The organism is Mycobacterium montefiorense (assembly GCF_003112775.1).
In the GTDB taxonomy this organism is placed as follows: Bacteria; Actinomycetota; Actinomycetes; order Mycobacteriales; family Mycobacteriaceae; genus Mycobacterium; species Mycobacterium montefiorense.
This window is the reverse complement of the sequence record NZ_BFCH01000011.1, coordinates 169,096-195,341: the sequence shown is the minus strand read 5'-3', so window position 1 is coordinate 195,341 and position 26,246 is coordinate 169,096. Positions and strand designations below refer to the sequence as shown.

General features: G+C 63.3%; 31 protein-coding genes. 18 read left to right on the top strand and 13 right to left on the bottom strand.

Going from position 1 to position 26,246, the window contains the following annotated elements; all coding sequences use genetic code 11:
- Positions 1 to 7: 7 nt before the first annotated feature.
- Entirely contained in the window at positions 8 to 865 is an 858-nt protein-coding gene (locus DB708_RS08555; RefSeq protein ID WP_108921507.1) for a phytanoyl-CoA dioxygenase family protein, read from the bottom strand.
- A gap of 62 nt (positions 866 to 927) precedes the next feature.
- Here DB708_RS08555 and DB708_RS27580 point away from each other — a divergent pair, with 62 nt between their 5' ends.
- The gene (locus DB708_RS27580; protein WP_235616688.1) at positions 928 to 1,431 is read left to right on the top strand and encodes an alpha/beta fold hydrolase; all 504 of its coding nucleotides are present in this window, start codon (positions 928 to 930) and stop codon (positions 1,429 to 1,431) included.
- Positions 1,365 to 2,261 (top strand): adenylate/guanylate cyclase domain-containing protein, encoded by an 897-nt coding sequence (locus DB708_RS08550; protein WP_235616687.1) that lies wholly within the window; start codon positions 1,365 to 1,367, stop codon positions 2,259 to 2,261. Before DB708_RS27580 ends, DB708_RS08550 begins: the two co-directional genes overlap by 67 nt.
- Here the strand turns inward: DB708_RS08550 and DB708_RS08545 are convergent.
- Positions 2,258 to 3,520, bottom strand: a complete 1,263-nt coding sequence (locus DB708_RS08545; RefSeq protein ID WP_108921506.1) for a cytochrome P450 — start codon at positions 3,518 to 3,520, stop codon at positions 2,258 to 2,260. The two genes, DB708_RS08550 and DB708_RS08545, sit on opposite strands and share 4 nt — an antisense overlap.
- A 53-nt stretch (positions 3,521 to 3,573) precedes the next feature.
- Here DB708_RS08545 and DB708_RS08540 point away from each other — a divergent pair, with 53 nt between their 5' ends.
- The 5 genes from DB708_RS08540 (at position 3,574) to DB708_RS27220 (ending at position 7,608) form a co-directional block, all read left to right on the top strand.
- Entirely contained in the window at positions 3,574 to 4,026 is a 453-nt protein-coding gene (locus tag DB708_RS08540) for a VOC family protein (RefSeq protein ID WP_108921505.1), read from the top strand.
- Positions 4,027 to 4,218: 192 nt separating this feature from the next.
- Positions 4,219 to 4,521: a hypothetical protein gene (locus tag DB708_RS08535; RefSeq protein WP_235616686.1), complete on the top strand. Its 303-nt coding sequence runs from the start codon at positions 4,219 to 4,221 to the stop codon at positions 4,519 to 4,521.
- Positions 4,522 to 4,703: 182 nt separating this feature from the next.
- On the top strand, positions 4,704 to 5,762 hold the full coding sequence (locus tag DB708_RS08530; protein WP_165839771.1) for a nucleoid-associated protein: 1,059 nt from the start codon (positions 4,704 to 4,706) through the stop codon (positions 5,760 to 5,762).
- On the top strand, positions 5,763 to 6,773 hold the full coding sequence (locus DB708_RS08525; protein ID WP_108921503.1) for a RelA/SpoT domain-containing protein: 1,011 nt from the start codon (positions 5,763 to 5,765) through the stop codon (positions 6,771 to 6,773).
- 10 nt (positions 6,774 to 6,783) lie between these two features.
- Positions 6,784 to 7,608 carry a GIY-YIG nuclease family protein gene (locus DB708_RS27220; RefSeq protein ID WP_108921502.1) on the top strand — a complete coding sequence of 275 codons (825 nt, stop codon included), beginning with the start codon at positions 6,784 to 6,786 and terminating at the stop codon, positions 7,606 to 7,608.
- A 166-nt stretch (positions 7,609 to 7,774) separates the two neighbouring features.
- Here DB708_RS27220 and DB708_RS08515 read toward each other — a convergent pair whose 3' ends face one another.
- Positions 7,775 to 8,677 carry an HNH endonuclease gene (locus tag DB708_RS08515; protein WP_235616685.1) on the bottom strand — a complete coding sequence of 301 codons (903 nt, stop codon included), beginning with the start codon at positions 8,675 to 8,677 and terminating at the stop codon, positions 7,775 to 7,777.
- 274 nt (positions 8,678 to 8,951) lie between these two features.
- On the opposite strand from DB708_RS08515, the gene DB708_RS08510 reads away from it, so the two are divergent.
- From DB708_RS08510 to DB708_RS08500, 3 genes are all read left to right on the top strand, one after another.
- Positions 8,952 to 9,977 carry an EcsC family protein gene (locus DB708_RS08510; RefSeq protein WP_108921501.1) on the top strand — a complete coding sequence of 342 codons (1,026 nt, stop codon included), beginning with the start codon at positions 8,952 to 8,954 and terminating at the stop codon, positions 9,975 to 9,977.
- Positions 9,978 to 9,990: 13 nt separating this feature from the next.
- A complete protein-coding gene (locus DB708_RS08505) occupies positions 9,991 to 10,461 on the top strand; it encodes an HD domain-containing protein (protein WP_108921500.1) in 471 nt (156 codons plus the stop codon).
- 267 nt (positions 10,462 to 10,728) lie between these two features.
- The gene (locus DB708_RS08500) at positions 10,729 to 11,985 is read left to right on the top strand and encodes an HNH endonuclease signature motif containing protein (protein ID WP_108921499.1); all 1,257 of its coding nucleotides are present in this window, start codon (positions 10,729 to 10,731) and stop codon (positions 11,983 to 11,985) included.
- Between the two features lie 264 nt (positions 11,986 to 12,249).
- On the opposite strand, the gene DB708_RS08495 is transcribed toward DB708_RS08500, so the two are convergent.
- Positions 12,250 to 13,128: a LysR family transcriptional regulator gene (locus DB708_RS08495; protein ID WP_108921498.1), complete on the bottom strand. Its 879-nt coding sequence runs from the start codon at positions 13,126 to 13,128 to the stop codon at positions 12,250 to 12,252.
- A gap of 122 nt (positions 13,129 to 13,250) precedes the next feature.
- Here DB708_RS08495 and DB708_RS08490 point away from each other — a divergent pair, with 122 nt between their 5' ends.
- The 5 genes from DB708_RS08490 to DB708_RS08470 are packed head-to-tail and all read left to right on the top strand — an operon-like array spanning position 13,251 to position 16,776.
- Positions 13,251 to 14,210 carry a quinone oxidoreductase family protein gene (locus DB708_RS08490; protein ID WP_108921497.1) on the top strand — a complete coding sequence of 320 codons (960 nt, stop codon included), beginning with the start codon at positions 13,251 to 13,253 and terminating at the stop codon, positions 14,208 to 14,210.
- Positions 14,211 to 14,224: 14 nt separating this feature from the next.
- On the top strand, positions 14,225 to 15,094 hold the full coding sequence (locus DB708_RS08485; RefSeq protein WP_108921496.1) for a dioxygenase family protein: 870 nt from the start codon (positions 14,225 to 14,227) through the stop codon (positions 15,092 to 15,094).
- 4 nt (positions 15,095 to 15,098) lie between these two features.
- Positions 15,099 to 15,608, top strand: coding sequence for a carboxymuconolactone decarboxylase family protein (locus tag DB708_RS08480; RefSeq protein ID WP_108921495.1), 510 nt, complete (start codon positions 15,099 to 15,101; stop codon positions 15,606 to 15,608).
- Entirely contained in the window at positions 15,605 to 16,159 is a 555-nt protein-coding gene (locus tag DB708_RS08475) for a carboxymuconolactone decarboxylase family protein (protein WP_108921494.1), read from the top strand. The genes DB708_RS08480 and DB708_RS08475 overlap by 4 nt, the downstream gene beginning before the upstream one ends.
- A 50-nt stretch (positions 16,160 to 16,209) precedes the next feature.
- Positions 16,210 to 16,776: a TetR/AcrR family transcriptional regulator gene (locus DB708_RS08470; protein WP_108921493.1), complete on the top strand. Its 567-nt coding sequence runs from the start codon at positions 16,210 to 16,212 to the stop codon at positions 16,774 to 16,776.
- Positions 16,777 to 16,779: 3 nt separating this feature from the next.
- Here DB708_RS08470 and DB708_RS08465 read toward each other — a convergent pair whose 3' ends face one another.
- A complete protein-coding gene (locus DB708_RS08465; RefSeq protein ID WP_108921492.1) occupies positions 16,780 to 17,949 on the bottom strand; it encodes an acyl-CoA dehydrogenase family protein in 1,170 nt (389 codons plus the stop codon).
- A 38-nt stretch (positions 17,950 to 17,987) separates the two neighbouring features.
- On the bottom strand, positions 17,988 to 18,731 hold the full coding sequence (locus DB708_RS08460) for a cutinase family protein (RefSeq protein ID WP_235616699.1): 744 nt from the start codon (positions 18,729 to 18,731) through the stop codon (positions 17,988 to 17,990).
- Between the two features lie 228 nt (positions 18,732 to 18,959).
- On the opposite strand from DB708_RS08460, the gene DB708_RS08455 reads away from it, so the two are divergent.
- Positions 18,960 to 19,742, top strand: a complete 783-nt coding sequence (locus DB708_RS08455; RefSeq protein WP_108921490.1) for an Rv3717 family N-acetylmuramoyl-L-alanine amidase — start codon at positions 18,960 to 18,962, stop codon at positions 19,740 to 19,742.
- Between the two features lie 45 nt (positions 19,743 to 19,787).
- On the opposite strand, the gene DB708_RS08450 is transcribed toward DB708_RS08455, so the two are convergent.
- The 3 genes from DB708_RS08450 to DB708_RS08440 are packed head-to-tail and all read right to left on the bottom strand — an operon-like array spanning position 19,788 to position 21,634.
- Positions 19,788 to 20,972, bottom strand: a complete 1,185-nt coding sequence (locus DB708_RS08450; protein WP_108921489.1) for an FAD-binding domain — start codon at positions 20,970 to 20,972, stop codon at positions 19,788 to 19,790.
- A gap of 9 nt (positions 20,973 to 20,981) precedes the next feature.
- Entirely contained in the window at positions 20,982 to 21,326 is a 345-nt protein-coding gene (locus DB708_RS08445) for a DUF202 domain-containing protein (protein WP_108921488.1), read from the bottom strand.
- A complete protein-coding gene (locus DB708_RS08440; RefSeq protein ID WP_108921628.1) occupies positions 21,323 to 21,634 on the bottom strand; it encodes a YidH family protein in 312 nt (103 codons plus the stop codon). The genes DB708_RS08445 and DB708_RS08440 overlap by 4 nt, the downstream gene beginning before the upstream one ends.
- A gap of 178 nt (positions 21,635 to 21,812) precedes the next feature.
- On the opposite strand from DB708_RS08440, the gene DB708_RS08435 reads away from it, so the two are divergent.
- Positions 21,813 to 22,526: a haloacid dehalogenase type II gene (locus tag DB708_RS08435; RefSeq protein ID WP_108921487.1), complete on the top strand. Its 714-nt coding sequence runs from the start codon at positions 21,813 to 21,815 to the stop codon at positions 22,524 to 22,526.
- 4 nt (positions 22,527 to 22,530) lie between these two features.
- On the opposite strand, the gene DB708_RS08430 is transcribed toward DB708_RS08435, so the two are convergent.
- The 3 genes from DB708_RS08430 to DB708_RS08420 are packed head-to-tail and all read right to left on the bottom strand — an operon-like array spanning position 22,531 to position 24,721.
- On the bottom strand, positions 22,531 to 23,028 hold the full coding sequence (locus DB708_RS08430; protein ID WP_201263460.1) for a hypothetical protein: 498 nt from the start codon (positions 23,026 to 23,028) through the stop codon (positions 22,531 to 22,533).
- Positions 23,029 to 23,064: 36 nt separating this feature from the next.
- Positions 23,065 to 23,637 (bottom strand): ester cyclase, encoded by a 573-nt coding sequence (locus tag DB708_RS08425; RefSeq protein WP_108921626.1) that lies wholly within the window; start codon positions 23,635 to 23,637, stop codon positions 23,065 to 23,067.
- A 46-nt stretch (positions 23,638 to 23,683) separates the two neighbouring features.
- Entirely contained in the window at positions 23,684 to 24,721 is a 1,038-nt protein-coding gene (locus tag DB708_RS08420) for a phosphotransferase family protein (protein ID WP_108921486.1), read from the bottom strand.
- Positions 24,722 to 24,808: 87 nt separating this feature from the next.
- Here DB708_RS08420 and DB708_RS08415 point away from each other — a divergent pair, with 87 nt between their 5' ends.
- Positions 24,809 to 25,684, top strand: coding sequence for an alpha/beta fold hydrolase (locus tag DB708_RS08415; RefSeq protein ID WP_235616683.1), 876 nt, complete (start codon positions 24,809 to 24,811; stop codon positions 25,682 to 25,684).
- Here the strand turns inward: DB708_RS08415 and DB708_RS08410 are convergent.
- Positions 25,644 to 26,204 (bottom strand): TetR/AcrR family transcriptional regulator, encoded by a 561-nt coding sequence (locus tag DB708_RS08410; RefSeq protein WP_108921625.1) that lies wholly within the window; start codon positions 26,202 to 26,204, stop codon positions 25,644 to 25,646. The two genes, DB708_RS08415 and DB708_RS08410, sit on opposite strands and share 41 nt — an antisense overlap.
- Between the last annotated feature and the right edge of the window lie 42 nt (positions 26,205 to 26,246).

Here is a 26,246-nt window from a genome sequence, read left to right as displayed (position 1 = left end):
GGCGGTGTTACTGGGGCTGCTCCAACAACCGCAAGGGGTGCAGGCCGTCGACCGCGCCGACGAACGGCGGGTGGATGCTGTAGCCGATCATGCGCTGAATGTCCGGCGAGACCGTTCGCGCGGCGTCGCGCGGTATGGACAGGGTGAAGGCTTCCATCGGCCGCAGCCACGGTTGGCAGTACTGGGCGGTGACGGCTAGTCGTGCGCGGTCGGTGGTGTTGGTGCCGCCGCCGTGCCACGTCGTTCCGACGAAGAAGACGCAGGAGCCGGCGGGCATGACGACAGGTATTGACGGGTCATCCGGTCCGGGCGGGCGCGGGCCCCAGCGATGGCTGCCGGGGAATATCACCGTGGCGCCGTTGTCGGCGGTGAAGTCGTCGATAGCCCAGATCGTCGCGGCGGTCAACGGCGCTCGCGGTCGCGGAATCGGGTAGAACCCGTCGTCGTGATGGGGCAGCTGCGCGGACTCCGCGGGCTGAATGTTGATGGCCTGCAACGCCGAAAGCAGATAGTTGGGCATCAGCAGCCGATCGAGCGCCGCCAGCACCCGCGGATGATCGGCAAGCCGGTCGCACCCGCGCGTTCTGCTCAGCACGCTGTAGATGCGCTGGGTGCGCCGCCCTTCAAAGGCGTTGCGCCCGGTGTGGTCGAGCCAGGGTGTGACGGTGTCCCGGATCTGCTGGCACTCGTCGGCACTGAGCAGGTTTTCCCAGACGACGTAGCCATCGCGGTCCAGGGCCGCCATGTCGGCGTCGACGATCGCGGGGTCGACCAAGGAGCCGCCGCTCGGCGTCCACTTGTGCCGGCCCGCCAAGTCGTTCTTGAGGTCGTCCAGCGTCGTGACCGGGTCGTCATCGATGCTCATGTACCCGACAGTGGACCCAGATTGACCGCCGGTCAAGTTCGCGAGGGTGGCATGCTTCTTGCATGGCGGCCGTGCCCGAAACGGTCTATGCGCGAGACGGCGATGCCCATCTCGCGTATCAGGTCGTGGCCGACAACGGGCCGGACCTCCTGTTCGTCCCCACCGGCACGTTCCCGATCGACTTGCTGTGGGACGAGCCGACCGTCGCCGGGCACCTGCGTCGGCTGGCGTCGTTCAGCCGGCTGATCATGACCGACCTACTCGGGGTGGGCAGCTCGGATGCGGTGCCGATCCACGACCGCCCGGCGATGCAGGCGTGGACCGACGGGCTGGTCGCGGTGCTCGACGCCGTCGGGAGTGAGTGCGCGACGGTGTTCGGGATGTCCGAGTCGGCGCTTCCGGTCATGCTGCTGGCCGCGAGCCATCCGCACCGGGTGCGGTCGCTGGTGTTGTGCGTGCGTATGCGCGCTTTCAGCGCGCCGACGACTATCCGCACGGGATGCCCGAACCGACGTTCACCCGGTACGTCGACTCCTTTGGCGACACCGTCGGGCGTGGCGGTGTGACGGATAACTTGGGGCCCAGCTTTGCTCGCGATGCCGGTAAGCGGCGTTGGTGGTCGCGTGGCGAGCGGCTGTCCGGCGGCCCCGGATATTTCAAGGAGGTCTTCGACCTGTTCCTGCGCACCGATGTTCGGCCTGCGGTGGACAGCATCCAGGCGCCGACGCTGTTGATGCATCGCAGCGGTGACCGCCATGTGATCGACGGCCACGGTCGCTACCTTGCCGATCGCATCCCGCAGGCGCGGTTGGTGGAGCTCGACGGGGACGACGACGTGTGGTTCGCCGGCGACGCCGACCGGGTGGTCGACGAGATCGAATCGTTCGTCACCGGGGGGCGCGCGGCCGCGCCGACCAACCGGGTGCTGTCGACGGTGATGTTTACCGACATCGTCGGATCGACCGAACGCGCCGAATCTATCGGCGACGATGCGTGGGCGGTCGAGCTCGATGCACACAACGAGATCGTGAAAAAGCATGTCTTGAGTGCGCGCGGTGAAGTCGTCAAGTTCACTGGTGACGGCGCTTTGGCGACGTTCGACGGGCCGGCACGAGCGATCAACTGCGCGTGCGCGATTCGCGACTCGGTGCAAGACCTCGGACTCACGGTTCGCGCCGGGCTGCACACCGGTGAGGTGGAGATGGTGGACAACGACGTGTACGGGATCGCGGTTCATGTCGCGGCGCGCATCATGGCGATGGCGGGGCCCGGGGAAGTATTCGTGTCCGGCGTGGTTCCGCCGTTGGTGCTTGGGTCTCGGATCGCGTTCAAAAGCCAGGGCACGCACGAACTTCGGGGTGTGCGCGGTCGCTGGCCGGTGCTGGCGGTGGTCTAATCGCGTTTGGCTTTCGGCGTGAACGTGACCGGGAGTTTGCTCAGGCCTGTCATGCTCGGGTTGCTCATGTATTGGTATGTGTCGTTTTCTTCGACCTGGTAGTCCGGGATCCGATCGAGGACCGCCTTGACCAACACCTCGGACATCAGACGCGCCAGATGCGAGCCGATACATCTGTGGGGCCCGAGACCAAAGGCTAGGTGGCGGTTAGGCGTTCGATCCAGGATGACTTCGTCGGGTCGTTCGAATTCTTTTTCGTCGTGGTTGGCCGAGAGCCAGCTGATAATGAGCCGGTCGTTCTTCTTGAGGTGTTGGCCGTTGAGCTCGACGTCTTTGGTGACGGTGCGGCTGAGTGACCGGTTGACTGTGAAGTAGCGCAGAAATTCGTCGGTGGCGGTGCGGTAAAGCTCGGGGTGGTTTATCAGTTGCTGTCTGAGGTCTTGGTGTGTGCCCAGATGCCTTAGCGTGAGCGCGGTTTGGGAGGTGGTGGTGTCGACGCCGCCGGCGATCAGGTTCCACAGGATGTTGAGGAGCTGTGTGTCGTCGAGTTTTTCGCCTTCGAACTCGAATTGGATCAGGAAGCTGGTCAGGTCTTCTTTCTTGTCGGCCCGTCTGGCGGCCGCGTGTTGGAGGACTTCTTCCATCATGGCCGGGACTTTGGCGATGGCTTCGGCATATTCGGGGCTGTCCTGCGGGACGGCCATGACGTTGTGGAACATGCTGGCGTAAATGTGCCAGTTGTCGAGTGGGAGGCCCATCAGCTTCATCGTGAGGATGGCCGGGACCGGGCTGGCGTAGTCGAGCACCAAGTCCATCGCGCCGTTTTCGATGTGTTGGTCGAGGAACTCGTGGGCTTTCTCCTCCATGAGTGGCTTCATTTTGTCGACGGCGCCGGGGGAGAAAAACGGGGCCAGCGCGTGCCGTAGGGCCAAGTGGTAGTCGCCGTCGATCTCGCCAATGCCCAGGGCCGGTTGGCCTTCGGGGCGCGGGACACCCATCTCACCTTGATAGTTGACGCCGTTCTCGGCGTCGGGGTCGTATTTGTGGGAGAAGGTTGCGTCGTCTCGAGCGGTTTGGCTGACGGCGTCGTAGCTGCTGAGGTACCAAAAGCCGTCGTACTTCGTGTTCCAGGCGACGGGACATTTCTGTCTCAGGTCGGCGTTGGCCGCCTGCAGGTTGAGGTTGAACTCATCGGAGTGGTGGTCGAAGTCGACCACGGCGTCAGCGCTGACGCCGGGTGGGTTGGGCCTCGATTGCATTCTGGCTATCTTTGCATTATTAAGCTTCTGGGGCCGCAACTGAAGTAGGAGCGATGACTGATAATCGAACGGTTTTCAACCACGTTGGCTTATGTGTCAGGGATACCGAGCGGTCGCGACGGTTCTACGAGGAAGTGCTCGGTTTCCAGTACTGGTGGGAGCTCGAACCGCCGGACGCCATGACGGCGCAGGTTGTACAGCTTCCCGAGCCGCTCGGGGTGAAGGCGACCTATCTGGTGAAGGACGGCTTCGTGCTCGAACTCATCGACTATTCGAAGCGCGAAGTGCACGCCGGGGCGACGCGCGTCATGGATGAGGTTGGGCTGACACACATTTCGATGTCGGTGTCGGACCTCGCTGCTGTGTTGGCGAAGGTTCCGAAGTTCGGAGGATCGGTGGTCGAGGAGGCGGTGTCGGAAATGATGGGCATCATCCGCGACCCGGATGGGCAGATGATCGAGCTGGTTACGGATGGATGGCTGGCGGCGTTGCCACCGCGGCCGTAGGACTGTTCGAAGGGTGATGGTGCCAGACGTCGAGAGAGGGGTCCTGATGGATTGCGTTGACCCACTATTTTCTTGCGGCCGGTTATGGGTTGGCCACTGCGCGAACTTAGCCTCCCTCGCGGTCCGCTGGTTGATGGACTAGAGAGCCAAGCACCTGGGCAAGGGCCAATGCGAAGCACCCGTTGGCGCAGAGTGAGACGCTGTTGGAGGCACTCGAATCTGCTCGTTGCGGCCACGTTCGGCCTGTCGGCACAGATCGATGACCTGCTTTCTGGCGAGCGCTCCGACTCCAGCGTCCGCAACGTCGTCACCCATATCGAGGACCGCCTCAAAGAAAGCGAGACCCTGCGACAACAAGCTCAGAACAACTCGCTTGCGCAGTTCTCGGCCAGCTTTGACCTGCAGAACGAGTTCGCCACCGCGCTTATTGACGCGATGGCCTCTGCCGAGGGTCTGTCAACGCAGATTTTCAACAACCCTGAGCTGTCTCAATAGCTGCCTAGGAACTGAACTCGGTCGTCTACGAAGGGTTGAAGCCGTCTGCGTAGCTTCCTGCGGGTGCAAGGAAGCGGCAAGTCAGTCAGATCGCTGCGAGCTGAATTCTCGGCGTGCCTACTCCTACTACCACGGCCGAGTTGTGAAGATATCTCAGTTCGATGCAGGAAAGGTGGTGGGCGGTGTCTGCATTTAAAGCTGGCGTTTTCAAGCCGGTCGAAGTGATCATGCATGCAGTCCCGAAAGGAAAGGCGTCGTCAGGTGGAGCAGATGAGCTCCTCTATTCCGAGGCGCCCATCGCTCTGACAGCCGACGATCGCGCATTCATACAGCGACGACTGCGGCAGAGCCTTGGTGGATACGCACGGCCCGTAGATGAGGATGCTTCCATCGGCTCGGAAGTGCCAGATAAGTTGCGAGAGTTGCTGGCTTCGTCCGAGAATTTCGTCGGGCACAGTCGTGAGTTTGCTCGCTTGCTTCACCTTCATCAAAAGCCGGTCAGCCCAGGCGGGCTTGTCATGACCGTGATCGGCGATGTTGGTGGGGCGCGTTGTGTGGTTGTCGCAAAAATGGAACACCAAGAGGGCATGCGGGTTGAGCAGACAACTAACGAACAGGGACAACGAACATTTAAGGCCGAACACCTGCGAGACCTGATCCTTGGTGACGGAACCCGGGTGTTTAAGGTAGGGGTTTTCGTCGCGTCCGCTAAGGGCGATCTGGATGGTCATGTCGTGGATGATCAACAGAGATTTGGTGGGGTTGCCGACTACTTCATTGCGTTCCTAGGTTGCCGGTTCCGGCAGCAAGCAGACGTTCAGACTGAAACTTTTCTCAAATTGGCTCAACAATTCATTGCCGAGCGCAGCCGGGATGATCCGGAGAAGAATGCCGTCTATGAGATCGCACTATTGGCGGACCTACAAAGTTCATCTGACACAATCCAGCCGGAGAAGTTTGCGGCTGACCATCTGCGAGAAGATGACCAAGACCTGTTCCTAGAGCGGATTCAGGACGAAGGACTACCCATAAAGTCATTCGTAAAGGATACGACCTTGATTAAGAACAACATTCGCCGTATGAGGATACGCACTGAACGAGGTGCCGATGTCTTCGCGCCACCCGACATGTTCAGCGACGGATCACTGACTGTCCAAAATGGCGACGGGGTGGATTCGGTAATAACCCTTCGCGACAAGGTTAAGCAGATGGGTGGGGCGAGCGGGAAGCGAACTGGTTAGGTGGCTTCAACCGCCGCTCTGGAGGAGGCTCGGCTCAGATATATCGGCGAGTTTCCGACTTTCCAGAGAGCTGCTGAACTGCTTCGGCAACGGCTTGCGGATGTTCTGCGGAACTCTGGCATCCCGGACGCGCACGTGAAGGTGAGGGCAAAGGAAATCAGTAGCTTCGTTAAGAAGCTGCGCAAGTACGGTGACGACTGTTGGGATAAGACGACCGACAAGGTCGGAGCCCAGGTCGTGGTGCACAAGCTGAGCGAAGTGCGCGACCTCCGGAAGGTTCTGGAGGACGGGGTAGAAGGGTTGGGCTACCTAGGGACCACCGACAAGTCGATGTACACCGGAGATCCGCGAGAGGTTCGGTACACGGGCGTCCACGTCCAGATCGGGCTCCTGGATGTCCTAACCAGCGACGACTTGCCTGTCGAGTGTGAAATCCAACTTCGTACGCAGGCGCAGGACGTATGGGCGTACTTGGAACACGGCCTCATCTACAAGCCTCTGATCGATCCTTCTCCGGCGATCGCTCGAAAGATCGCGAGGTTGTCGGTCCTTGTTGAGATGTTTGACGAGGAGGTTGACACCGTGATCACCGAGTTGGAACAGGACCCGCGATACGGCAGTGCGCTCTTGCTACACGAGGCCGAGCGTTGGTTTCTCACGTTTGTCAGCGAGCCTGGCGAGCGAGATCTCTCCTTCGAAGTACTCAACCAGATCAAACCAAGCATCGACGTCGGCGAAGCAGCTTCCTATGGGCAAACGCTTGCAAGATTTGTTGCTGAGCGTCGGACACAGATTGAGGATGCGCTGCGAGACTACGGATCCGGGTCGGAGTACGAGGGAGATTTCAGTTACTTTTTGTTCTCACAACCCGAGGCGCTGATCGTTTGGGAACGGGTAGAGGCAAAGCCGCTCGCCCTGGCACGTATGGTGCGGAACACTGAGCTTGAGCCTGCCGTTGTCGCGCTTGCTGATGTGTGGGGCCGCCCGTTGCAACTTGGGTCGGGACAGTAGCCTCCGCTCAATGACGGCAATTTCACTACGAAGCCTGATAGGCGACCTCGACGCGGCCGAGTGCAAGCTGCACTGCGCGGTCTTCAATGGCACTGACCACCCGATCGATGTCCTGACACGCTCATGGGACGAGTGGGTCAAATGGAGCCGATGGCGGCCCGCCCGCAATGAGTTCAACCGCCGATTCATTTTCACGCTTGCACGGGACCGAAACGACCCGACTCTATGGCTCTTTGGCGGCATTTTCGAAGTCATGGCTCGGGGTGATAAGCCGAATGCCCACTCGTACAGGATTGCATTGCGCGACGACCTGATGGGGCCTTACGTCCAGCGCCTGTGGGTGAGGTTCCGACCGACAGGTCGGGCAATCCGACTAAACATGGACACCTACCTCGACGACATCGAGGTGGTGTCTATCTCCAAGCTGCCGTACACGGGTGAGCCATTTCGTGGGCACAACCGAATCAATCACACCATCGGTGTCTTGGAGACTGCGGTTGCACAGGAGTGGAACGATTGGCGCGGAGCCCTGCAATACATGAAGGGCGTGTACGTCATTCACGACATCGCTACCGGTAAGGCTTACGTCGGAGCTGCCTACGGGGACACCGGGATATGGGCCAGACTACGCCAGTATGTCGATGGCCTGCACGGCAACAACGTTGCGCTCAAGGAGCTGGTGGGTCAGAAGGGTTCTGACTACGCTCGGTCCAACCTCCGATTCGCGCTGCTGGAATTTTGGTCTATGCGCACCTCCGATGACGAAGTCCGCGACCGCGAATCGTATTGGAAAAACGTTCTCTTGACTCGACACTTCGGCCTCAACAAAAACTAGATGGTAACTGGCTCCAGGCCACATACAGCTCGCCGGAAGGGCAAGGCCATCTAAAGCCGTCACAACTCAGGACGCACCTTCGTAGTTCAACGCGCCGGTTCGTCACAACTCGCTTTCCGGCTTTCGTGCGTGCTGCAGGGGCCCCTCAACGGGCTTCGGACTGCAATCATGCGACTTTGAACTCCCGATAGCGAAAAGCCAACCGATCGGGGTCTGGCCGCTCGGTTCGCTTGGCGGGGAGTTTCATGAGCTGGCGTCCATGATGGTGCTGCAACCCGTGTTGCAGCATGGGGCCATCGATCTCGTCGAGAAGTTGGTACCGTATCTCGACGACGTGGTCGGGCCGGATACCAAGGATGTTCGAATCATAGGCTGCATGGTGAATCTTGCACAATGCCAAGCTATTTGCCACAACGGGTTCGCCCAAAGACCCAGCGACGCTATCTGGAACAATATGTGCGGCGTCGAGTAGTTCGCGATGCTGCAGGCTGCAAACCGCGCACCGACTTTCGTAGGCCAGCATGACTCGGCTCGCGAAGACGGGCTGGTGAAGTCGACGCTTCGTCTCGGCAAAAAGGTAGCGCCGCAAGGCAGATTCCACGGGCGAGTCGACATCGACTCCTAGTTGTCCGGTTGTCAGCGCCATGACGAATTGAGCTTCGCTCGCCTCCTCTGCAATCAAGAAAACGGGCGCGACCACGTTGAACAGGCCAGGCGCAACTCCAACCAACCAAATGAGTGGAGCTCTCAGACGGACCGCATCCCTCATGCTTTCGTTTTCGATAGTGCCCAGTTGATCTCGCCGGAGCTTGTACCGGTGTAAGCCGTCTGCTCCTGTTGCGTCTGCATATGGCCGTACGCCGCTCTTGGGGAAAACCGTCAGAATCGACAGTGCCGTTGACCAGCCCAAAGGCTTGCGAATCCCACGGCCTCGGTCGATGAGTGGAAACCGAACGTCTCCGATGTAGAAGTCGTTGGCAAGTGCATCACGACTGATCGGCACCGTGCCACCTAGTGATCGCTGCTGAACCCACTCGATAGCCATCGCGCGCACTGCATCCTGGTCCATTGCCCCAACCACTTCGCCATTCTGCAGCTTTGACGCCTTTCACACCGGCGAACACGCGTGACGATCAAACATCGCTTAGGTACATGACCGGCCCGGCCGATTGCGGGTGGTGACGCACCAGACATCAAACAGTGTGGGCAAATGCCCTAAAACCCCGCCGCCGCTCCCGGGGCCCCACCCGTTCGTGTGGCCGCACGGGGCACAATCGCAAACTAATCCAGTCGGCATTTGTGTGCTGTGATGTTGCTCAGAACAATCACGTGGGGAGCAGCAGGTGGCGCTATCTGAATACGAGCAGAAACAGCTCGAGAAGATCGCCGCACATAAGGCGCGCATCCTCGGTCGCGAGTCGCGCCGACTGATCCCCTTCGATATCAGCGGCATCGGCCCCGGGCTCATGAACAAGCTGATGAAGGCGCCGGGAGTCAAGACGGTGACCGAACCCGTCGTGGAACTGCTGGACACAACCGCCGAGGGTGCGGGCAAGGTCATGAGCCGGACGAGCCAACTCACTACGTCCGACTCGCGCGTCATCAGTGCCTACGCGAAAAAAGGTCATGCGGTACAAAACCTCGACGACATCAAGAAGCTCGACCTGAAGACGATCGACGACGTCGCGTCGTTCACGCTGCTGCATCATGCCTACTCGCTATCGGCAGCCGCAGAAGGTGCGGCAGCCGGCCTGGTGATCAGCGGGGGTGAGGCGGTGACAGCCGCGGGGGCGGCGGCAACTGCTGGAGCCGCGGCCGTTCCCGGATTGGGCGCGGTCGCCACGGCGATGGGTGTCGATGCCGCAGCGCTGTTGACCGCGTGCACTGGAGTGGTGGCTAAGCATGCACTCTACTACGGCTACGATCCACGTAACCCCGCCGAAGAGGTTTTCGTAATGCAAGTCATCGGATTGGGGCTGGCAGGCTCAACATCGGCGAAAGCCGCTGCCTACCAACAGCTTGCGATCTTGACCGAAAGCCTTGCTCGAGATGAGGCTTGGCACGAACTCGATCAACAAGCGTTCGCCAACGTGGTTCAGAAGTTCGCCGTCAACTTTGGCGAGTCGTTGGCGATCAAAAAGCTTGGTCAACTGGTGCCTATCATCGGAGTCGGCATTGGCGCCGCCTTGAACTGGAAGGCAGTCACGGCGATTGCCGACGCCGCCTACTGGGCGTACCGCGAGCGCTTCTTGTACGAGAAGGGCGGCGAAATCGAGCCCATCGCAATCGATGTCGACGTCGATGATCCATCGGCGATTGATGTTCTCGACATCCTGAAGTCGGAAGGCATCCGTCCCGACGACGACTGAAAGGAGGGCGCCCGTGGACCCCATAGCTACCGCAGACGCCATTGCAGCCGAGGCGCATGCGGGCCAGGTCGACAAGGCCGGCATGCCCTACGTGGGACACGTCCGCCGCGTGGCCTCCTACGTGGACCCCGCCAACACCGACGCCGTCGTCGCGGCCTTGCTGCACGACCTTATTGAGGACACCGGCATCGACGCGGCGGAACTGACCAATCGCGGAATCTCACAAGCGGCGATCGACGCGATCGAGTTACTCACCCGCCGCGACGACCAGCCGTCGGCCACTTACTACCAACGCATCAATGAGCACCCCACCGCGCGGGAAGTGAAGCTCGCGGATCTGGCCGACAACACCGATCCCGAGCGCCTGGCGAACTTGGCCGAGTCCGACCGTGCCCGACTCACGAACAAGTACGTGGGCGCCTACGCCGCATTAGGCGCCGACTTCGACGACGGAGACCGCCGCAGATCTCGCGCGGCACAATAAATTTCAGCCATCGACATAACGCGTGATCGTGACGGCGCCGCCGGTTTGGGACTGCGCGGAGGCCAGATACAGCGGCGGGCTGAGCGGTATGACCTGACTTGGCTGACGATTTGGGGATGGCGGTGGCTGCGACGAGCCACCGCCACCCATGGTCGATGGTCGGCAGAGTCTGTGGACAAACTCGTGACTGTGGATACGGACGCGAGGCGTGGCCGGCGTGGAATTGGGCGGTCGAGATTTGTCGTACCTGGCTGCGATGATGTCGTTATGTCTTGGACCGCATCGTCTCCCGTGGCGTTGAGCCCTACGGAGCGTCTGGAGGTGTTGTTTGAGGAGTTGGCGGAGTTGGCCGGTCAGCGCAACGCCATCGACGGGCGCATCGTGGAGATTGCCGCCGAGATGGAGCGCGACGAGCTATGCGGAATGACGGGGGCGCGGTCGGTGGCGGCGTTGATGTCGTGGAAGCTCGGCTCGTCATCGGCAAATGCCCACACGATCGCTACGGTCGCGCGCCGGTTTGAGGAATTTCCGCGCTGTGCGGCGGGCATGCGGGAGGGTCGGCTGTCGTTGGATCAGATCGGGGTGATCGCGGCGCGGGCGGGCGAGGGATCCGATGAGCACTATGCGGAGCTGGCCCCGGTGGCGACGGTCAGCCAGTTGCGTACCGCGGTCAATCTGGAACCGCGACCCGAACCTGAACCCGACTCGGCTCGGCCGGGTCCGCAGGCCTCGATCACCCAGTCCACTGACGAGGAGTTCACGTGTTGGCGGATCAAACTCCCGCACCTGGACGCCGCGAAATTCGATGCGGCACTGGCGTCTTATCGTGATGCGCTGATCGCCGAGTGGAAGCACGATCACGACAAGGATGACCGGGCCTGCGATCAGGTGCCGCCGTTGCCGGGCACTGTCGAGGCGTTTATGCGCCTGGTCGAGACGGGGTGGGACGCCGAGGCGGCCCGCCGCCCGCACGGGCAGCACACCACTGTGGTGGTGCACGTCGATGTTGAGCAGCGCGCCGCGGCGCTGCATCTGGGTCCGTTACTTACTGAGTCTGAACGCCAATATCTGACCTGTGATGCCACCTGTGAAGTCTGGTTCGAACGCGACGGCGAGGTCATCGGCGCCGGGCGAGCGACCCGGGTGATCAACCGGCGGCTTCGCCGCGCGCTGGAGTACCGCCACCGAACGTGTGCGGTTGCGGGCTGTGGGGCCACCCGCGGTTTGCACGCACATCACATCCGGCACTGGGAGGACGGCGGTTTGACCGAGTTGTTCAACCTAGTGCTGGTGTGCCCGTACCACCACCGGCTGCACCACCGAGGTGTCATCACCATCACCGGACCCGCCGGCGACCTGACGGTCGCCGACCGCTCCGGGCGACCACTCAGCGCAGAATCGCTTGCGCGCCCGCCCACCCATGCCCCGCCCGCCGTCCGGCCGTGCCCCGGCCCCACCGGCGAACGCGCGAACTGGTGGTGGTACCAACCCTTCCAACCCCAACCACCACCAACAACCAACTAGGTAGCTCACCGCCGCCGGTCATGACCAGCACCGGATCAAAGCCCAAACGGGTTGGGTATCAGGAAATTCGTTCGCGATACGCGCAGCAACTGCGTCGTGAAATTCAACGCTGACAACCAGACCCGCACCACCGGCCCGCCACCCCGACGACCTCGGCAACACCCTCACCGCGATCCGCGCCGACGCGCGCACTAACGTGAGCCAACTCGGGCCGACTTCTACGACGAGACCCCCCGGCGCAGATCTCATGCGACACAGTGAATTTCACCCCTCGATGTAACGGCTGATCGTGTCGACGAGTGCCGTCACGGCGCCGGTTCGCGACGCGGCGGATGCGAGATACAGCGTCCACGTCACCGGCGGGCTCAACGGGATACCGCGTAGGTCGGGGTATCGTTCGGCCGCGCTGACGGGCAGCACGGTCGCTGCCAGTCGGTGCCTGACGAGTTCGGCGGCGATCGCGTAGTCGGCGACTTCGTAGGCACTCGTCGGCTGCACCCCGACGGCGGCGAAACCCGCATCCAGGCGCTGACGAATCCCCCACCCGCGCGGGAATTGGATGAAGTCCTGCCCGTCCAGGTCGCCCAACTTCACGTGCCGGCGACCCGCCAGCTCATGGCCGGGCTTGCAGACGAAGACCATGGGCTCGTGGGTCAGTTCGCGCACCGCGACAAGCCGAGATGGCGAGGCGGACAGAGACACCAGGGCGAGGTCCATCTTCCCGTCGGCGATCGCCTCCAGATGGCCAGCCGACCCGGTGAGGCTTTGGCGCAGCTGAACCGTCACCAGCGGGTGCAGCCGCCGGAACTCTTCGAGTACGGTCGCCAGATTCAACCCACCCCAAGACATCAGGGTGCCGAGTGTGACGGTGCCGGTCAGCTGATCGCGATAATCCGCCATGGACGCCTGAGCCCGCTGCGCAGTGTGGATGACTTCGCGGGCATGCTGCAGAAAAACCTCGCCCGGCGCGGTGAGCACGATCTGGCGCTTTGACCGGTCGAACAGCTCGACGCCGAGTTCCTTTTCCAGTTTCGCTACCGACGCCGACAGCGCGGACTGCACGACGTGGATCCGCTGGGCCGCCCGAGAAAAGTTCAACTCTGAGGCCACCGTGACGAAGTACTCCAGCTGCCGCATCTCCATCCCAACAATCTATCGCGAACGGCGATCATTCTGATCGATTTTCAACGTTGGACGCGATCGATCCGAAGGTGTTTCCTTGGCTTGGCAGCTAAAGTGACCATCACCTCATTGGAGGAGCAGCCATGCGAGCCTTGCGTTTCGACACGTTCGGTGATCCGAGTGTCCTGCACGTCGCCGATCTGCCGGACCCGACGACGCAGGAAGCGATCGTTCGCGTCGAAGCGGCATCCGTCAACCCGTCCGACATGAAAAATGTTGCCGGACTGATGGACTGGACCGTGTTGCCGCGCATCCCCGGACGCGACTTCGCCGGTGTCGTCGTCAGCGGCCCGCCCGAATGGGAGGGCGCCGAAGTGTGGGGCACCGGCGGCGACGTCGGATTCACCCGCGACGGCTCGCACGCCGAGCTCATAGAAGTGCCTATCGAAGCACTGGCACGCAAACCCGAAGCGCTCAGCTTCGACGAAGCCGCCACCGTCGGCGTCAACTTCGTCACCGCCTGGGCCGGCGCCGTCGAGACGGCGCGACTGGTCAAAGGCGAAACGATCGCCATTTTCGGCGTCTCCGGGGGAGTGGGCGGCGCCGTCGCCCAGATCGCGCACGCGCTCGGCGCCACGGTGATCGGCGTGAGCCGTCGCAAACCCGAGCCGGATACACCCGCCGCCAAGGTGATCGACGAGTTCGTCGCCCTGGACACCGACGTCGCCGCCGAAATCAGACGGCTCACCAAAGGCAGCGGAGTCGGCGTCGTCTACGACGCGGTCGGCGGCGTGACGACGAACGCGGCGCTTGCGTCGCTGGCCCGGCGCGGCCGGCTGGTGGTCATCAGTGCGGCAGGCTCGCCAAAGGTCGACATCGATATAAGGGCGTTGTACCGCAACGAAACCCGCATCCTGGGCGTCGACAGCGGCAAACTCAGTGTCGTCGACTCCGCGCACATCCTGCAGAAGATGTTGCCCCACTTCGAATCCGGCGACTTTCGCCCGCTGCCCATCACCGCGCGCTATTCCCTCGACGACAGCGCGGCAGCCTATCAAGCGGTCGCCAGCCAAGTATCCGGCCGCGTCGTGATCAATCCCTAAGGAAGGCAACCACAATGGCGACCAATCTCACCGAAGAGACGATTACCGACGAAGTGCTGAAGACCTTCGACACATCGACCGACGATCGCTTCCGCCAACTTTTCCAAAGCCTGACCCAGCATCTGCACGACTTCGCCCGGGAGGTGCGGCTGACCGGCGACGAATGGTTCACCGCAATGGACTTCGTCGAACAGCTCGGAAAAATCTCCAGCCCCACCCGTCAAGAGGTGGTGCTGCTCTCTGACATCCTCGGGCTGTCGATGCTGCTGGACACCATGAACGAGAACCCCGGCGGGTCGGCCACCGACTCCGCGCTGCTGGGCCCGTTCTACGTCGAGGGCCGCCCGACCGTCCCCAACGGGGCCGACATCTCCAACGGCGTCGCGGGAACCCCGATGTTCGTGACTGCCCGCGTCGTCGACGAAAGCGGCGAGCCGATCGCCGGCGCGAAGGTCGACACCTGGCATAGCGACGGCACCGGGTTCTACGATGTTCAGCTGACCGAGCAGCTGCACGGCGAGTTCGCCATGCGCGCGCTGCTGACCACCAACGACGACGGTGAATTCTGGTATCGCTCGATCACGCCGCGCTATTACCCGGTGCCCACCGACGGCCCGTGCGGGGAGATCATGCGAGCCGCCAATCGATCCGTGATGCGCCCCCAGCATGTGCACTTCTGGTTCCAGGCCGACGGCTACCAGTCGCTGATCACGCAGCTATTCCTCAAAGACGACCCGTACATCGACTGCGACGCGGTGTTCTCGGCGCAGGATTCGTTGAAGGCCGACTTCACGCGCCACGAGCCGGGCATCGCGCCGGATGGAACCAAAGCCGACGAACCCTTCGTCACGCTGGACTGGACGTTCACCCTCGCGGCACAGTGATGCCATGACACGCATCGAGCTCGCCGACCTCGACCAGCAGCCCGAGTCCATTCGCGAGTGGGCAGACCGGCGCGGCAACCTCAACGTCTTCCGGCTACTGGCCAACGCGCCCAACGTGTTTCCCGGCTGGTCGCAGATGGTCGACGAGCTCTACGCCAGCCCGACGTTTAGCGCGCGCATGCGGGAAGTGATCGTGCTGCGGGTGGCCAACCTGCAGGGCTCGGCCTACGAGCTTGCCCAGCACCTGCTCTTGGGCCGCGCCGCCGGGCTCACCGAGCAACAGCTCGACGCGCTTGCTACCGGCGAACTCGACGGAGCCGGTTTCAGCCACACCGAACGCACGGCCGTCGAGGTCGTCACCGAGTTGTGCACCACCCACCACCTGCGCGACGAGTCGTTCGCGACCGCCCAGGCCGTCTTCGGCGACGAGGTGCTGACCGAATTGCTGATGATCGTCAGCTGCTACTACGGGCTGGCATTGGTCCTCAACGCCGTCGACTTGGATATCGAATGACGCGCATCCCGTATCGGCGGCCCGAAGACATGACCGAGCAGGCCCGCGAATTGACCGGGGAGCGCGGCAATCTCAACGTCTACCGCACGCTGGCGAACGCCGAGAACGCCTTCACCGGCTGGATGCTGGCCGGCCGCGACGCCCTGACCAGTCCGGTGCTGCCCCGGCGGTTGCGTGAACTGGTGACGCTGCGGACCGCTTCGCTGATGGACTGCGCCTACGAGCTCGGCCAGCACCGCGACGTCGCGCGCACGGCGGGGCTTAGCGCCGACGAGATCGGCGCCGTCATATCCGAGTCCGATTGGCAAACAGGCTATTTCGATGAGACCGAGCTCGCGGTGCTGACACTGACAACCGAACTTGTCAGCACCCGCTCAGTCGCGGCCGCACTATTCGAGGGCGTGCGCGAGGCACTGGGAGCCGAGGCCACCGTGGAGGTGCTGATGGTTATCAGCAGGTACGCGGGGCTTGCGTTGATGCTTAACGCACTCGATGTCGACCTGGACGAAACCGCGCGGCTGCCAACGATCCCAACCGACACGCGGCGTTAATTTCGCACAAGTCTCACGATGCGGTCTGATTGCCCGTAACGTTGCACGACGTGGCCGCGCGTAAGCCCTCGACGCGCCTGTCAGCCGACGACTGGTTGCAGGCTGGGTACACCTTGCTCGCCGAAGAGGGCGCACGCGCCCTGAAGATCGAACGGCTCTGCCGGCAAGTCGGCGCTACCCGCGGAAGCTTCTACTGGCACTTCGAGGATATGGATAGCTACCGCGCCGCACTCGTCGAATCGTGGAACACGTTCCGCGAGCAGGACCGGCAATCGCTGGACGAGATCGATGCGCTGCCGCCCCGGGAACGGCTGTCCACCATGATGATTGCCTTGGTTCGGCCGCAGCACTGGATGCTCGAACGCGCCATGCGAGAGTGGGCCCGCACCGACCAGGCCGCCGCCGCCAACATCCGCGACGCCGATCGCCGCCTGCTTCGTTCGGTCGCAAAGGCGTACGCGGACTGCGGTTTCAGTGTCGAGGACGCCCGATTGCGCGCGGAGTTGACGTTCGCGGCCGGGATCGGACTGCTGCACCTCACAGCCACGCCGGGCCAGGCGCAGAAGGCGGCTCAACACGAACGCTTCCTGGACATGATGCTCGCCGATCCGAAGTAGCGATCACACCATCGCGATCGGCGAGATCTTGGCTCCAATCGCCAACGCCCCGGCCAGCTCTCGGCTCACGTCGTAATCGAATACGACATGGCCCGCTGCAATATCGACATCGCGCTTGGCGCGCTGCAACGGGCTGGACAGGAAGTGTGCGCTGGCGCCGGCGGACTCCATCAGGTTGGAGATGATCGCGCGGCACTCGTGCACCGTGTACGCCGCCGCCAGCCGGGCGTTGGCGCGTACCGATCGCCGAACACGTTCACCGCTGACAACGAGCTCGTCGATCCCTGCGGCGGTCTCGGCGACCAGCGCGCGCAACGCGCGCAGCCGCACCGTCGCATCGCCGAGCCTGATCTGTGCGGCGGGCTGATCCTTTTGCGCCACACCGCTATACGCTAGGACGCGGCCGCCGAGCCGCTCGGCGAACAGCTCGGTGACCCGTTCGGCGGCGCCGAGCACCGGCATCGACGCCACCAGCGCGAGAGCCGGCACCAGCGGCCATCGGTAGGTGGCCGCCCCGTGCACATGCGCTCCCGGCGCGGTGCCGCCATAGATATCGGCCACGCTGGCGATGCGGTGTTCGGGGACAAAGACGTCCGTGACGATCACGTCGTGAGAACCGGTTCCGCGCATGCCCGCGGTGTGCCACACGTCGTCGACCTCGACCTGGTCGGCGGGCACCACCACGAGTGCCGGAACGATGCTGTCGTCTCGCTCGACCAGCGCGCCGACGATTACCCAATCGGCATCCATCGCGCCCGTCGACCACGACCACCGACCGGTCAGGCGCACGCCGCCATCGGCTGGAGTACCGCGGCCGGTCGGGGCCAGCGGAGCGGGCGCCAACACCGGGCCCGAGGCGAACACTTCGTCCTGAAGCTGCGGGTCGAACAGCGACAGCATCCAGTTGTGCAGTGCGTAGAACCCTAACGTCCATGCGCTCGAGGTGCAGCCGTGTGCCATCCGCCGAATCGGTTCCAGCAGTTCGGGAAACGATGCTTGGATTCCGCCGAACCGGGCCGGGAGCAGCAGCCGGAACAGGTCCGTCTCTTTGAACTCGCTGACCGTCGCCGCGGGCAGCCGCCGCAATCGCTCAGCTTCGTCGGCGCGCTGCGCTAACCGCGCGACGAATTCGTCGGTGATTCCGTGCAGCGAGCGGCTAGCAACCGCGGACATGCGGTCACCGTAACATACTTTTTAGTATGTAAAGCCGGTCAGTTGCCGAAGCCGCCGGTCGGTGCGTGCGGCACTGGTGCCGGTGCGCCGGGGGCCGCGTCCAGACGGCTGACGGCAAAGGAGACACCCTTGTCGATCATGCTGCCGTCGTCGGCGTAGGTGTCGTGGGCGGCGAAGTTCATGCCGTCCGAGCACACCGGGTCCTCGTTGGCGCACACCTTGATGGTCTTGCCCGCATAGGTTGGCCCGATGACCAACGGCGGCTGACCCAGGAAGTTCATCGCGCGCACGTTAGGTGTTCCGAAGAGCACCACCGCGGCCACGTGGTCGGCGATCTCGGGTGCCAGCGGTTTGGGAACCGTTGCGGGATCGACCCCGTCGGGCACTTGCGCGGAGGTGACGAAGCCCATCACGGCCGCGCCCTGAGAGAAGCCGCCGAGCACCATCTTGGTCTTGGGACAGCTGCCTGCCATCGATATGACATGGTTGCTGGCGTCCCTAATACCGTCCACGCCGGTCTCCCACTCATTGCTGGCGGGGTAGTTCACCGCGTAGACGTCGACGGACTTTCCGCCTTCGCGCCCGCGCAGGTTATCGACGAAGGCTTGTCCGGTGGGGCCGACACCTTCGGGCTCACCGGTACCGCGCGCGAATACCACTTGAGCGTCGGGGCACGGTTCGGCCGACGCCGACGGAGTAGGGGAGACAAGGAAAGTGGTGCCGAGGCCCACGGCTACTACGGCCATGGGGTTAGCGACTCGAATGATTTGACCGGCGATCATGCCGAAATAAGTGCCCATTGGTATCCATCCCAAACCTCTGAGTTCCAAGACCAGTTGACCACCGTTGGCGAAGACCACAAAAGCGACACGCACAAGATTTGTAGTCGTCTTATTTGGCCTGATATCCCGGTCGATAGCCGAAGGTCTGCTGGCGGGTCCCGATGTCGTGCCTTTACAAATCAATCGGCTTGGTGCTGACAATAGCAGGGGGATTGCTACCATCGCGCGGTGAACGAACCGCCTGCGCCACCAGGGTGCGGCCGGCCGAAATCTGCTTCTAGACGCGAAGTCTTGAAACTTGCCGGTGTCGCACCGGTGCTTTTCGCTGTCGCCACTCTCGACGCCCCAGTCGCGTCGGCTGGAGTTGCCGGATCATCGGTGTTCCTCGACGCGGGCCACAACGCCGTGAATGACGCCTCGATAAATCGGCAAGTCCCGAATGGCCGGGGCGGCACCAAACCGTGCCAAACTTCGGGCGCCGCGACTAACGACGGCTATCCCGAGCATGCGTTCAATTGGGCGGTCGTCGGCCTGATCAGTGAATCGCTGCGGCAAATGGGCGTGAACACCGTGCTGTCTCGCGACAACGACAGCTCCGTCGGACCCTGCGTCGACCAGCGTGCCGACCAGGCCAATGCGATGCATCCGGACGCGATCGTGAGCATCCACGCCGACGGTGGTCCGCCGTCCGGCAGTGGATTTCACGTCAATTCCAGCCCGCCGCGCAACACTGTCCAGTCCGGCCCGGCGATACAACTGGCGCACACCATGCGCGATGCCCTGGTCCAGGCGGGATTTCACCCGTCGACCTACGTCGGGTCCGACGGCCTCTACGGGCGCGACGACCTCGCCGGTCTGAACCTCGCTTTGTACCCGGCAGTGCTCGTCGAACTCGGCAACATGAGGAACGCGGACGAAGCCGCGCGGATGGAAAGCGCCGATGAACGGGCGAAGTACGCCGCGGCCGTCACGCAGGGGATCGTCGCGTTTCTGAACGCCAACGGCCGCTGAGCCGGAATTTTGTTCTGGGACAGTGCTTCTCGCGACGACCGCTGCCTATATTCCGTAGTCCGGCAGGTCGAAGTCGTCGCGGAGCTGCCGATGAATGATCCAGTCGCCGACGAACGGCAGCGATAGCAGGCTGGTGAGCTTGTCGCGTGCCCATAGTCCTCGCCGTGTCCGCGGGGCAAACGTCGCGGCGAACCTCTGAGCCGAGCGCTGCTTGCCGGTGATGAACGGCCGCAGTAGGCGCTGGTATTCGTGAAAAGCCGTCTTGTAATCGCCGCCGGCGCGGTGCAATTCACCGGCCAGCACATAGGCCTGCAGCATGGCCAGCCCGGTGCCCTCCCCGGCCAACAGCGACACGGCGGCTGCCGCATCGCCGATCAGCATCACCCGCCCGTCGGACCAACCGTTCATCGCGATCTGACTCACCCGATCGAAATAGATGTCCTCGCAGTCGTCCATCGCCTGCAGGATGCGCGGGCATTCCCAACCCGTCCCGCCGAACACCGCACCGAGCAGCCTCTTGACCTCATCGGTACCCCGGGGGTCGGCGCCACCGATCTGCTCCCTGGTGAAGACGAACAGAAACATGGTGCGGTCATCGCGCATGGCGAACCGGCTGACCATGCCTCCCGGGATGCCATAGGACACATAGATCAGCTCATCGCGCGGGCGGTAACCACGCGCCTCGAATGCGGCAACGCGATAACCGAGGTCGCGCTCGAAGCCCGCCTCGGGACCGAACACCAAACTCCGCACGGGCGAATGCAAACCACCAGTGCCGATCAGAAGATCGAATTCGCGCGATGCACCGCTGTGGAAGCCGACCCGTACCCCGGTGTCGTCCTGCTCGATGGTCGCGATGCTCTGCGCAAAGAGGCTCTCCACGTCGTCGGCGAGAGTGCCGTAGATCATGGCCGCCAAATCGCCGCGAGCCAGGCTGGTGAATCGCCCCGCGGCCATGCGCCGGAATCCGTCCGTGGGAAAGCCGCCCACCTTGTCGCCGCGCCGGTCGACCAGCCGCACCTCGCGCACGGCATATCCGGCTGTCTGCAACTGCGGGCCGAGGCCCATTCGTTCGGCGATCCGATAACCCGCGCCCCAGAAGTCGACGACGTAGCCTCCGGTTCGCAATGCCCGGGCTTTCTCGATCAGGGTGGCGTGGTGCCCGGTGCGGCCCAGCCAATACGCCAAGGTTGGGCCGGCGATCCCGGCGCCGCTGATCGCGATCTTCATCGCGTGCGACTATGCCGGGCGAGCATGTAATGCGACTAAGAGCGCGGTCATGAAGATGAGCAGCAACGCGGCCACCCCGACGGTATAGACCTGACGGCGCGGAGTGATTCGCGCCGGAAGCGGTCGCAGCTGCAGTGTTCGTTGGCGTTGTAAGGCGATTAGGTAGCTGGACAACGCCGCGGCCAGAGCCAGGCCCGCCGCGGTCAGCGCCGCCGCGCCCTTGACACCGTGCAAGTCCTTGACGGTCAGCAGGGCTCCGTTGACCAGGAACGCGAACGACGTCCGGGTCCACGCCAGTGTCGTGCGTTCGGCCTGCAGCCCGCCTCCCGGATAGTGCGCTGACGCCTGGGTCAACCCGAGACCGCCTTGAGGACGACCAAGCCGAGCGCGATCAGCCCGACCAGGCTGAGGCCGACCGCGAGATAGGCGGGCGAGGGATGACGGGGCAACGGGTCGCCGCGGCGCATCGCGCGATCCGCCTGTTCCCAGCGCAGCAGCCCCATCCCGCTGGTCAGGACCGCCAGCACCGCCAGACCAATACCGAGCAGGCGGCGTGCCCCGGGGATCGCGAGCTCGGGCACGAGTTGAACCAGGGCGACCGATGCGGCGAGCAATCCCAGCGCCGTGCGTTGCCAAGCCAGGAATGTGCGTTCGTTGGCCATGGTGAACCGGTAGTCGGGTTCGGATTCTTCCGCGCCGGCATCGTGACGTTCGCCGGCGGGCGTGATGGTGTTATCGGCCACTACCTACCTCGCATGGGATGTATGGACAAGCATTTCTATATCGCTGATTTTAACTAACCGTCTGGCCCGCCACGACGGGTGTTCACCGAACCGCTGCATGATGAAGCTTGTGGTTGAGGCGCTGTTGTTCGACGTGCAAGGCACCGCGACGGATTTCCATTCGACCGTCTGTGACGAGGCGCGGCGGATCAGCGCCGGGCGGCACGCCGAGGTCGATTGGCCGGACCTGGTGCGGCGTTGGCGCGCAGGTTACTTCGACGCGCTCCAGGCCGCGCGCAGTCGCCAGAGCGGATGGGTCTCGGTGCACTCGGTGTATCGGGCCGCTCTGGAGACGGTCCTAAACGAGTCCGCCATCGGCGGCTTTTCGGACGCCGAGCGCGAAGAGCTGACGTTCGCCTGGCAACGGCTGCGGCCGTGGCCGGACGTGGTGGCGGGGCTGTCCCGGCTGAAAAGCTCGTTCACGTTGGCCACGCTGTCCAACGCCGACGTGTCCGCGGTCGTCAACATCTCCAAGCGAGCCGGGCTGCCGTGGGATGCGATCTTTGCTGCGGAGATGGCCGGTGTGTTCAAGCCTGAGCCGGCGGTCTATCACATGGCCGCGACCTACCTGGGTCTGGATCCCGCCGACATCATGATGGTGGCAAGCCACAAATACGACATTCGGGCGGCGGCCGCGCTCGGCTTTCGTACCGCCTTCATCGCGCGCCCGTTGGAATTCGGGGTGGGCGGCGACGCCGATGTCGCCTATTGCGACGAGTTCGACGTGAACGCGTCGGACTTTTTCGACCTCGCCGATCAGCTCGGCTGCTAAGGCGTCAGCGGTGCGCGGATCCGGTCAGCGGTTGACCGTTGCCGGATTGCAGCAGGCAGATCAGGGTGCTGGGGGTGGGGTCGGCACCGGTGCGATCCTGGTTCGAGTCGATCAGATACGTGATCGAAAACGCGCCGCTGCCCAGCGGTTTGCCGGTGTAAGGGGCAAACCCGGCGGAGCAGTCCCGGTTGGCGACGTTGACGATGGCGGTGTCCACGGCCATCGGCGCGCGCAGATACACCTCGGCCAAATGCGCTGTGGCGCAATCGACGACCGTGATCGTCACCCGGCTGAGGTCCGCCGGCGGAAGGTCGGCGACGCAATCGCCGACTTGCAGGTTGATCCACTTTTCGGTGTGCGAGCCAAGCTCGGCGGCCGTCGTGGTGGACGGCTTCGCCGTCGCGTGCGGGGTGATGGTGTTTCTGGCTGGATCGCTGCCGCACCCGGCGAGCAGTGTGACGGCGGCCAGGCCGCACAACGCATGAGGGCTTCTGCGCCGCATCGCAGCCTCCTCGATTCCACCGGTTAGCGTTGCAGTTTAGGCATTTCCGACGTTCGGGAGAGGCGAATTCACCGAAGAGGTCAGTGCCGGGTCCGGCTTTTCCGACGACATCGACAACAGCCCCCGCACACAACGCGCGGCCAGCAGCCAGTTCGACGGCTTCTTCATGTCCAGCCCGCCGAGGAGCTGTTTGATCATGGTCAACGTGTCGAAGTAAATACGTTCGCAGACAAGCGTTTCGGTGTCGTCGAAGACGAAGTACGCGTTCATGCGGACCCGGAACCGGCTGCCGGTGGGCGGGACTTTGCCGAGGAAGCCGCGATGCGTGCCCATCAACCAGAACTCGACGATCACCGCGTCGGCGCTGTGCCGCAGCGCGATGATCTCGTGGTCCTGATCGGGAAACGCGGTGCGGGTGTAGTTGTAGTAGCCACGCACCGCCTCGTTTCCGTCGTGGATGATCATCTGCGGAATCAGCTCGTAGTGGGGGTGCGGGAACGTCGCCAGCACGTCGTCCCAGTCCTGGCGGACCTCGTCGTGAAAATGGTCGAGCACGAGTTTCTGGCGCGCGGCCAGCACCTCGGGAGCGGGAAACGCGGGGGCTGTCATCTGGTCAGCGTAATTCCGATATCGCATGCGATATCAGAACGCGCCGCTACCGAATTGCCTCGATGGCCCAGGCCGGCATGATCGGCGCGCGGGTGAGTCCGTGGTTGCCCTGGCCCATGCTGCGCAGCAACCACTGCACCCGCAGGATGCAACAGCCCATCCGCACCATGGCGAAGATTTCGTACCACCTCAAGTCGACCAGCGGACGCCCGATCAACTCCTCGAAGCGACGGACCACCTGTCCCTGGCTGTCGAAGCCGGGCAGCTCGGGGTCGGCGTCGATGCCGTTGACCTCCATGGTCTGCCGCCGCGTGGCCAACCACCAGGCGAAGTCGGTCTCCGCGGGGCACAGGCACGCCTGTTCCCAATCCAGGACGCCGACGATCTGGCCGGTGTCGTCGAAGATGGCGTTGGACAGCCGGGCATCGCCCCAGCAGATCGCGAGGTCCGGCTGCTCTGAAGGCTGGTGGCGGTACAGCCAGTCGAACGCATCGGTGATGACGGCGGGCACCTGCTTGTCGGTGGCCCACTCGATGTAGTCGCGCCACCAGCCGAGCTCACCGTCATTGCCCACACCTTGCGCGCGCTTGAGCCAAGGCGCCTCCTCGATCGGAACCCGTTGCAACGCAACAAGTGTGTCGAGAAACGAATCGTGCACCCGGCGCTGCACGTCGACGCCGGCCCCGTGCAGCCAGCCTTTCACCGCGTACGACGTGTCCGACGGCGTGTGCCCGACGATGCGTGGCATCACCAGAAAATTCGATCCGAGCCACGAGCTGTCGGCCTCGTAGCGGATCGGTGCGGGAGTGGCGATCCCGTAGTTGTGCAGCAGCTGCTGGGTTCGGGTCTGGCCGGCCAGATCGTATTCGGCGTAGATGCCACCGCCGGTCGGCGGGATTCGTGCGACGAACTCCCGAGCGCCATCGACACTGAACAGCAGGCTTTCGCTGGACCAGCCCGCCGCGCGGTTGGCCGGGCGCATTTCGCCGATGTCGACCGGGTCGCCGAACTTGTGCTCGAACCACCGGCCGAGTTGCAGACGAGTGGCGGCCAGGTCGCGTCGGCCCAGAGACAGTCCAGCCATGGACAAACATTTACATATGGACTATCAAATGTAAACAGATGTCGGGTTACATCTACGATGTCGCATGTCAAGCCAAAGGAGATCGCGATGGCCATACACTTGCCGCTGACGTTCGGGGATATCGCTGACACCGCCCGGCCGCTGGCCATCGCCGTGCACGGTTTCCCGGATACGCCGCACACCTGGCGGCATCTGGGTCCGGTGCTCGCCGACCACGGCTACCGGGTGGCGGCTCCGTGGCTGCCCGGCTACGAAGCGCCGGCGACCGGACCCGTCAGTGTCGGCACCTATGTGCGGCAGATCCGCGCGGTCCGTAAGGCGTTAAAGGCCGACGCCCGTGCGGTGTTGATCGGCCACGATTGGGGCGCCCACACCGCGTATGGACTGGTTGGCGCAGATCCGAGTGCCTTCAGCCGTTTAGTGACGCTGGCCGTGCCGCCGTCGGCCGCGCTGGTCAACTCCATGTTCAGCTACCCCCAGCTCAAGCGGTCGTTCTACATCTGGCTCATCCAGCAGGTCGGACTGGCCGAAAACCTGCTGATCGAGCCCGGCTTCTGGGAGTCGCTGTGGGCGGATTGGTCACCCGAATATGATGCTCACCAAGATATTTCGTGGCTGCGCGAATATGTCACCGCCGAGAACATCGCCGGGGTGATCGGCCCGTACCGCGCCATGTTCAACCCCGAGTTCGCCGACCCCGACGCCGAAGCAGAGGCCGCAGCCACACTGATACCGCCTCCGATACCGACCCTGTACCTGCATGGCACCGATGACGGTGGGCTCGGTGCAGAGGTGGTTGCCAACGCGGGCGAACACCTACCGGCACCCGGATCGTCATTCGAAATGATCGACGGTGTAGGCCATTTCCTGCATCTGGAGAAGCCCGATCTGATCGCCGAACGGATCTGCGGCTGGCTGGACGCTAACTCGCCGTCGCGGGCCGCGACGCCTGCCGCGGACTGATTCCGGCCGCATAGCGCAGCTCGGTGAGGAAACGCTCGCGGTCGTCGTCGCCAATGAGATAGTGGCACACCGTAACTCGCACCACCGTTGCTGCGGCTAGATCGGCGTTGTCGCCGTCGACGAGGCGCGCGATCCGCCCGTGCAGGATCGGTATCACTCGCTTCATCTGGAACAGCACGTGCTCGGGCTCGGTGTCGACCAGGAAACCCAGTGAATAGGTGCGCTGGAAGTCGACGACGAATTGCAAAGCCGCGTCTAGTCTTTCCTGGCCGCGCAGTCCCGCCATGGCCGACGAAATCCCGGCATCGAAATTGTCCTGCTCGTAGAGGCCGAACGCGTCGAGCAACGCCTCCTTGGAGGGGAAGTAACGGTACAGCGTCGGCCGCGATACCTTGGCCTCGGCGGCGACGTCAGAGAGCATCAACTTCTTGCGCCCGCTACGGGCGAGCACCACGAAAGTGGCGGCCAGGATGCGTCGCCGGGTCGACTGCTCGGCGGCGGGGGGTATGCGGGTAGCCACACCGAGCACTTTACATCTCGGGGTCGAAATGTCACACTGCCA

Excerpts from the sequence above, each read along its gene's own strand:
- DB708_RS08555 (WP_108921507.1), bottom strand. The coding sequence starts at position 865 with ATGAGCATCGATGACGACCCGGTCACGACGCTGGACGACCTCAAGAAC.
- DB708_RS27580 (WP_235616688.1), top strand. The coding sequence starts at position 928 with ATGGCGGCCGTGCCCGAAACGGTCTATGCGCGAGACGGCGATGCCCAT.
- DB708_RS08550 (WP_235616687.1), top strand. The coding sequence starts at position 1,365 with ATGCCCGAACCGACGTTCACCCGGTACGTCGACTCCTTTGGCGACACC.
- DB708_RS08545 (WP_108921506.1), bottom strand. The coding sequence starts at position 3,520 with ATGCAATCGAGGCCCAACCCACCCGGCGTCAGCGCTGACGCCGTGGTC.
- DB708_RS08540 (WP_108921505.1), top strand. The coding sequence starts at position 3,574 with ATGACTGATAATCGAACGGTTTTCAACCACGTTGGCTTATGTGTCAGG.
- DB708_RS27220 (WP_108921502.1), top strand. The coding sequence starts at position 6,784 with ATGACGGCAATTTCACTACGAAGCCTGATAGGCGACCTCGACGCGGCC.
- DB708_RS08515 (WP_235616685.1), bottom strand. The coding sequence starts at position 8,677 with ATGGACCAGGATGCAGTGCGCGCGATGGCTATCGAGTGGGTTCAGCAG.
- DB708_RS08500 (WP_108921499.1), top strand. The coding sequence starts at position 10,729 with ATGTCTTGGACCGCATCGTCTCCCGTGGCGTTGAGCCCTACGGAGCGT.
- DB708_RS08495 (WP_108921498.1), bottom strand. The coding sequence starts at position 13,128 with ATGGAGATGCGGCAGCTGGAGTACTTCGTCACGGTGGCCTCAGAGTTG.
- DB708_RS08490 (WP_108921497.1), top strand. The coding sequence starts at position 13,251 with ATGCGAGCCTTGCGTTTCGACACGTTCGGTGATCCGAGTGTCCTGCAC.
- DB708_RS08485 (WP_108921496.1), top strand. The coding sequence starts at position 14,225 with ATGGCGACCAATCTCACCGAAGAGACGATTACCGACGAAGTGCTGAAG.
- DB708_RS08480 (WP_108921495.1), top strand. The coding sequence starts at position 15,099 with ATGACACGCATCGAGCTCGCCGACCTCGACCAGCAGCCCGAGTCCATT.
- DB708_RS08475 (WP_108921494.1), top strand. The coding sequence starts at position 15,605 with ATGACGCGCATCCCGTATCGGCGGCCCGAAGACATGACCGAGCAGGCC.
- DB708_RS08465 (WP_108921492.1), bottom strand. The coding sequence starts at position 17,949 with ATGTCCGCGGTTGCTAGCCGCTCGCTGCACGGAATCACCGACGAATTC.
- DB708_RS08460 (WP_235616699.1), bottom strand. The coding sequence starts at position 18,731 with ATGATCGCCGGTCAAATCATTCGAGTCGCTAACCCCATGGCCGTAGTA.
- DB708_RS08450 (WP_108921489.1), bottom strand. The coding sequence starts at position 20,972 with ATGAAGATCGCGATCAGCGGCGCCGGGATCGCCGGCCCAACCTTGGCG.
- DB708_RS08440 (WP_108921628.1), bottom strand. The coding sequence starts at position 21,634 with ATGGCCAACGAACGCACATTCCTGGCTTGGCAACGCACGGCGCTGGGA.
- DB708_RS08435 (WP_108921487.1), top strand. The coding sequence starts at position 21,813 with ATGATGAAGCTTGTGGTTGAGGCGCTGTTGTTCGACGTGCAAGGCACC.
- DB708_RS08430 (WP_201263460.1), bottom strand. The coding sequence starts at position 23,028 with ATGCGGCGCAGAAGCCCTCATGCGTTGTGCGGCCTGGCCGCCGTCACA.
- DB708_RS08425 (WP_108921626.1), bottom strand. The coding sequence starts at position 23,637 with ATGACAGCCCCCGCGTTTCCCGCTCCCGAGGTGCTGGCCGCGCGCCAG.
- DB708_RS08420 (WP_108921486.1), bottom strand. The coding sequence starts at position 24,721 with ATGGCTGGACTGTCTCTGGGCCGACGCGACCTGGCCGCCACTCGTCTG.
- DB708_RS08415 (WP_235616683.1), top strand. The coding sequence starts at position 24,809 with ATGGCCATACACTTGCCGCTGACGTTCGGGGATATCGCTGACACCGCC.